The sequence below is a fragment of the Pseudomonas sp. CGJS7 genome, assembly GCF_036961695.1.
This window is the reverse complement of the sequence record NZ_JBAMDI010000074.1, coordinates 50,185-56,184: the sequence shown is the minus strand read 5'-3', so window position 1 is coordinate 56,184 and position 6,000 is coordinate 50,185. Positions and strand designations below refer to the sequence as shown.

The following is a 6,000-nucleotide window of genomic DNA, read 5'->3' as shown; positions in this document are numbered from 1 at the left end:
CCGGGCGAGCGGGTGCTGGTGTTCGGCTCGTTCCACACCGCGGCGGCGGCGCTGGAGTGGTTGGCGGCGGCGCCGGTTTGATCGCCGCATGCGCCGCGCATCGGCCGGTTTTCCGCCGTTTTTATGAACGCAGCGCTCCCGCCCGCGCATGTACACCGGCCCGTTGCCCGCGCGAGGGTATAATTCGCACCGGTAACCGGCCCTGCGAGTGATCGAGTAGCGATGGAACCTGCCCTGAAACAGCGACTGATCGGTGCGATGGTGCTGATCGCCCTGGCGGTGATTTTTCTGCCCATGCTGATCAAGGGCCCCGCGCCGGAGAGCGGCGCGTCCGATGTCCCGCTGACCTTGCCCGAGCAGCCGCAAACCGGCCAGGGCGAAACCCGCGAGTTGCCGCTGGTGATGCCGGGCGATGCGCCGCAAGGCGGCGTGGTCGGCATGGAGCATCCCGCGCCGGCCGATTCGGCCGCCGCGCCGTCCGGCGACGGCCAGACCCTGCCCACCGTCGACACCGCCGCCGGCCGTCAGAACGGCATGATGCCGCCGTCCACCGCGGGCGGCGATTACGCGGTCAGCTTCGGCAGTTACGCCAGCGCAAGCGACGCCGACCGGGTGATCGCGGCGCTGCTGGCGGCGCGCCTGCCGGGCTATCAAGAGACCGCCGCGGGCGCCAACGGCCGCACCGTGTACCGGGTCCGGATCGGGCCGTTCGCAACCCAGGCCGACGCCGAATCCGCGCGCCTGAGCTCGACCAAGGTGCGCAACGACATCGGCGCCAAGGTCGTGGTGCTCAACGCCGATGCGGCCGATCTGGCCTCGCCGGCGGGTTCCTCGCAGCCGGCCGCGGTGCCCGCGCCCAAGCCGGCGCCGACGCCTGCTCCCGCCAAGCCCGAGCCGGCCAAACCGGAACCTTCCAAACCCGAGCCGCCCAAGCCGTCCGCGACCAAGCCGGTCAAGGTCGAGCCGCTGCCGCCGGAGCCGGCCAAGCCTGCAGCGGCCAAGCCCGAGCCCGCCAAGCCTGTCGCCGCCAAGCCGGCCGAGCCCAAGCCCGCGCCGGCCAAGCCGGTCGAACCGGCCAAGCCCGCCGCGGCCGGCACCGGCTTCGCCGTGCAACTGGGTGCGTTCGGCAATGCCGATGAGGCCAACAAGCTTCGCGACCGCGCCCGCGCGGCCGGTTTCAGCGCTTTCGTCGAACAGGTCCGCACCGACAAGGGCACGCTCAACCGCGTGCGCATCGGTCCGGTGGTCAACCGCGCCGATGCGGATAAGCTCAAGGCCCAGGTCGCGGGCAAACTCGGCATCGGCGACGCCCTGGTCAAGCCGCATCCGTGAGCGCGCGGGGCGGGTGCGGGGCGGGCCGCCAATGATCGGCGGCCGGACACACTAAGGAGCGGCACGCTATGACGGCATTGGATTGGGGACTGCTGCTGATCGTCGGCTTGTCGGCGTTGCTCGGCATGGCCCGCGGTCTGATCGGCGTGGCCGCGTCGCTGGCGGCGTGGCTGTTGGCCGGCCTGGGCGCGTACTTGTTCGGCGGCGAAGTCGGCCGCAGCCTGACCTCCGAAATGGGCTGGGGCTCCTACGCGGCCGGCTATGCGCTGAGTTTTGCGGTGATCTGGATCGGCGTGGGCCTGGTCGGCTACGTGATCCGCAGCGTCGCCCACTCTTACGGCCTGTCCGGCATGGATCGGGCCATGGGCCTGGGCCTGGGCGCGGTGCGCGGGGTGATCTTCGCCTGCGCCGCGCTGCTGTTCATGGGCATGACCACGCTGCCGCGCGAGCGCGCCTGGCGCGACTCCAGCCTGGCCGGGGTGCTGATGCCCGGGGCCCGGTTGATGCGCAGCGCGCTGCCCAATGCGATGGCGGCCAAGGTCGACCTGGAAGGCCGCGGCACCTCGCTGCAGGCCACAGTCCAGGCCGAGGCGCGCGGTCTGGAAAAGAACCTCAAGCAAAAGATGCCGGCCGGCTTGCCGGACGGCCTGGGCGAGACTATGGCCGGCGGGTTCGGCGGCCTGGGCGGTGGTGGCCAGCGCGGAAGCGCGCAGCAAGATCCCGCGCCGCTGCCCTTGCCGCTGCCGGAAGGCGAATCCGGCGAAGGCCTGGTCGGCATGCTGCCCGCGCCGATGCGCGACATGCTGCCCAAATCCATGCACAAACCCAGCCAGAACCGCGCCGAAGGCGCCCGGATCGAAGGCGATCCGGCCAAGGTCGGCGCGCCGCAACGCGACGACAAGCAGGTGCAGTAAGCCCGCGCCGGCGCCGCTACGGCCGCCGGCGCAACGCGGCATCGCCGCGGACGGCGTGGAAATCCGGCGCCGCGGCACCACGATGGACCGTGCCGAACACGTTCTTTCTCGCCCGCGATGAACGGCGGTCGAGCATTTGCGGCGCGCAGCGGCGATAATCCGCGCCGCCGCGGCCCAGCGGCATTCGACTCTCAGGCAGGACCAGCGCTATGTGCGGCATTCTCGGAATCGTCGGCAACACGGATGTCGCCGCCCAACTCTACGACGGACTCACGGTGCTGCAGCACCGCGGCCAGGACGCGGCCGGCATCGCCACCGCCGATGGCGCTCGGTTGCGCGTGCACAAGGGCAATGGCCTGGTCAGCGACGTGTTCGACGAGAAGGCCATGCGCCTGCTGGAAGGCCGCGTCGGCATCGGCCACTGCCGCTACCCGACCGCCGGCAGCGAGGGCTCCGATGAGGCCCAGCCGTTCTACGTCAATTCGCCGTTCGGCATCGCCTTGGCCCACAACGGCAACCTGATCAACACCGACACGCTGCGACGCGAGGTGTTCGAACAGGACCGCCGCAACGTCAACACCGAATCGGATTCGGAAGTGCTGCTGAACGTGTTCGCGCACGAACTGGACCGCCAGCGCGTGCTGACCGCCGAAGCCGCGTTCGCCGCGATCGAAGGCGTCAACCGCCGCTGCCTCGGCGGTTACGCGGTGGTCGCCACCGTGCTCGGCCTGGGCCTGGTCGCGTTCCGCGATCCGCACGGCATCCGTCCGCTGGTGCTGGGCAAGCGCAACACCGGCGGCCAGGACGAGTATGCGGTGGCGTCCGAATCGGTGGCGCTGGACTTGCTCGGCTTCGAGCGCGTGCGCGACGTGCGCCCGGGCGAAGGCCTGGTGGTCACCCCGCGCGGCGAACTGTTCTCGCGCCAGTGCGCGCAGCCGCGCCAGCACGCGCCGTGCATTTTCGAATACGTGTACTTCGCCCGTCCCGACTCGATGATGGACGACGTCTCGGTGCACAAGGCGCGCATGCGCATGGGCCAGACCCTGGGCGAGAAGATCCTGCGCCTGCGCCCGGATCACGACATCGACGTGGTCATCCCGATTCCCGACACCTCGCGCGATTCCGCGCTGGAAATCGCCAACACCCTGGGCGTGAAGTACCGCGAGGGTTTCATCAAGAACCGTTACGTCGGCCGCACCTTCATCATGCCGGGGCAGGGCGAGCGGGCCAAATCCGTGCGCCGCAAGCTCAATCCGATTCCGCTGGAATTCCGCAACCGGGTGGTGCTGCTGGTCGACGACTCGATCGTGCGCGGCACCACCTCGCGCCAGATCGTGCAGATGGCGCGCGACGCCGGCGCGCGCAAGGTTTATTTGGCCTCGGCCGCGCCGCCGGTGCGTTTCCCCAACATCTACGGCATCGACATGCCGTCGACCGACGAACTGGTCGCCCACGGCCGCAGCGACGAAGAAGTGCAGACGCTGCTGGGCTGCGATTGGCTGATCTATCAGGACCTGGACGCGCTGGAGCAGGCGGTGTCCGGTCCCAAGCACCGGATCGAGCACTTCGATTCCTCGTGCTTCAACGGCGAGTACGTCACCGGCGTGGAGCCGGGTTACTTCGAGCGCATCCAGCAATTGCGTTCGGACGAAGCCAAGAAGACCCGGCGCGCGTCGTAAGCGCGGCGGCGATGGAGCGCGCTGATCCGCGCTCCATGCGTGCTTGCCGCGAGCCTTCGCCGGGCTCGCGGATTTCCGTGGGGCTCGCGGATCTTCACTGCCGCTTTCCAGCACCCCGACCACCTCCACCACCGTCATTCCGGCGAAAGCCGGAACCCATTTTGATTTTGCCGTTGCCGTTCGCGGTGGTAAGAGCAGTAGCAAGAGCAAAATGGGTTCCGGCTTTCGCCGGAATGACGGTGATTGAGGTTCCAGCTTTCGCCGGAATGACGGTGGCGGAGGTTTCGGCGTCCCGCGATGACGGCAGCGAAATAGCGGGGCATGATGTCTAGCAACGCCACGCCGTCTCGCCCGCCCGAACCGCCTCCGCCCCGCATGACCGCCCCCTTCGTCCTCCCCGCCACGCTGTTCGACGCCGCCCGCGCCTGCCTCGACGCAGCCACGCCCGAGGCCAAGGTCGAACTGACCTTCGCCTGCGCCGCCGCGTTCGCGCGCGGCGAGCTGGCGACGCCGGAGGACGCGCCGCCGCCCGAGCCGATCCGGATGCCCGGCCGCCCCGCGCGGCCTGCGCTGGTGCATCCGCGCGAGCTGCCCAAGCGCGGTTTCGGCACCGCCGAGGGCCGCGCCGCGTTCGTGCACGCGATCGCCCACATCGAACTCAACGCCATCGACCTGGGCTGGGACGCGGTCTACCGCTTCCGCGGTTTGCCGCCGCAGTTCTATGCCGACTGGGTCACCGTGGCCAACGACGAAGCGCGCCACTTCAGCCTGCTGCGCGCGCGCTTGCGCGAGCTGGGGTTCGACTACGGCGATTTCGACGCCCACAACGGCCTGTGGGAAATGGCCGAGAAGACCGCGCACGACGGCCTGTCGCGGATGGCGCTGGTGCCGCGGGTGCTGGAAGCGCGCGGGCTGGACGTGACGCCGGGCATGATCGTCAAACTGACCTCGATCGGCGACAAGGCCACCGTGGCGATCCTGGAAACCATCCTGCGCGAGGAAGTCGCCCACGTCGCCGCCGGATCGCGTTGGTTCCGTTGGTACTGCGAACGCGCCGGCGTCGAGCCGGGGCCGCGCTTTCGCGAATTGCTGAGCGAGTACGCCCGCGCGGTGTTGTACGGGCCGTTCAACTTCGACGCGCGCAGTGCGGCCGGGTTCGACGATGAAGAATTGAAGATGCTGGAAGCGTTCGCCGAGCGATAGCATTCCGGCAATCAGGACGCGCCACTCCAACGGATAGGAGCGAAGATGTTCGATTTCCCGTTACTCGCCTACCAGGACGATCGCCTGTTCGTCGACAAGGACGGCGCCGGCTTCAAGATCGACGGCGCGTTCTTCCCCGATGCCGATACGATGGTCTGCAGGGTGAGCGCGCGGCGCGGCGCCATCGAGACGCCGGGATGGTTTCTGGAGATCACCGGCCGATTCCGGGAAATAACGCCGCGCGGGCGCAGACGCACCTGGGCGCTGCCGTTTCAGTTTCTGATTCCGCTGGCGCTTTGCGAGTACGCGATGTCGGCGCCCAGGACTATTTCGGTAGGCGAGTTGAAGCAGAAACTGGTGGGGGTCCAGGACCATTTTCCGGAGGCGCCGCTGGCCGCGGACCTGCGGCGGTACTTGCGCAAGCATCGCGACGATGCGCCGGTTACCGAGGCGATGCTGAGGGCGTGGCCGATGTGATGGAAGTGTCCGTAGCGTGGCCGATGACGTGGTTATGCTCGGCCAGGGCCCGACAAAGATCGCAGTTGCTTGCTGAGAGCGGCGATTGGATTTATCGCATTTGAGCGGCGAATTGGCTGAGCCGCGCCGCGACTTCCGGCCCTCGCCGGATGCGGTGCCGGCGGTGCCAACGGCTACCGCCCCAGATCGCCGGATAAACCGTCTCCTCCCTCGCGACATCACGCTTATGACGTAGCTGTGATGTCGCGGTCGCGGCTCGCGCCGCTCCTACAGGGAGAAATCGAGCGACCTGGCGCACGCCGAAAAGGCCGACTCGATCAAATGACCCAGTACTGAAATATCGCTTTCACACGTCCCCCACAGACTTCCGGGCTTCGCTCTCAAGCCGCCCAGAG

General features: G+C 68.7%; 5 protein-coding genes. All 5 read left to right on the top strand.

Going from position 1 to position 6,000, the window contains the following annotated elements; translation table 11 throughout:
* Window positions 1–222 precede the first annotated feature (222 nt).
* The 5 genes from V7787_RS33100 to V7787_RS33080 all read left to right on the top strand — a co-directional run bounded on the left by V7787_RS33100 (window position 223) and on the right by V7787_RS33080 (window position 5,605).
* The gene (locus V7787_RS33100; RefSeq protein WP_336091664.1) at window positions 223–1,332 is read left to right on the top strand and encodes an SPOR domain-containing protein; all 1,110 of its coding nucleotides are present in this window, start codon (window positions 223–225) and stop codon (window positions 1,330–1,332) included.
* A gap of 68 nt (window positions 1,333–1,400) precedes the next feature.
* Complete coding sequence (locus V7787_RS33095) at window positions 1,401–2,246, top strand: CvpA family protein (protein ID WP_336091663.1); 846 nt, start codon at window positions 1,401–1,403, stop codon at window positions 2,244–2,246.
* 209 nt (window positions 2,247–2,455) lie between these two features.
* Window positions 2,456–3,925, top strand: a complete 1,470-nt coding sequence (gene purF, locus V7787_RS33090) for an amidophosphoribosyltransferase (protein WP_336091662.1) — start codon at window positions 2,456–2,458, stop codon at window positions 3,923–3,925.
* Window positions 3,926–4,300: 375 nt separating this feature from the next.
* Entirely contained in the window at window positions 4,301–5,128 is an 828-nt protein-coding gene (locus V7787_RS33085; protein WP_336091661.1) for a ferritin-like domain-containing protein, read from the top strand.
* Window positions 5,129–5,173: 45 nt separating this feature from the next.
* Entirely contained in the window at window positions 5,174–5,605 is a 432-nt protein-coding gene (locus V7787_RS33080; protein WP_336091660.1) for a hypothetical protein, read from the top strand.
* The last annotated feature ends 395 nt before the right edge of the window (window positions 5,606–6,000 follow it).

Bases quoted from the DNA above. Each gene is read 5' to 3' on its own strand.
- V7787_RS33100 (WP_336091664.1), top strand. From the start codon at position 223: ATGGAACCTGCCCTGAAACAGCGACTGATCGGTGCGATGGTGCTGATC.
- V7787_RS33085 (WP_336091661.1), top strand. From the start codon at position 4,301: ATGACCGCCCCCTTCGTCCTCCCCGCCACGCTGTTCGACGCCGCCCGC.
- purF (WP_336091662.1), top strand. From the start codon at position 2,456: ATGTGCGGCATTCTCGGAATCGTCGGCAACACGGATGTCGCCGCCCAA.
- V7787_RS33095 (WP_336091663.1), top strand. From the start codon at position 1,401: ATGACGGCATTGGATTGGGGACTGCTGCTGATCGTCGGCTTGTCGGCG.
- V7787_RS33080 (WP_336091660.1), top strand. From the start codon at position 5,174: ATGTTCGATTTCCCGTTACTCGCCTACCAGGACGATCGCCTGTTCGTC.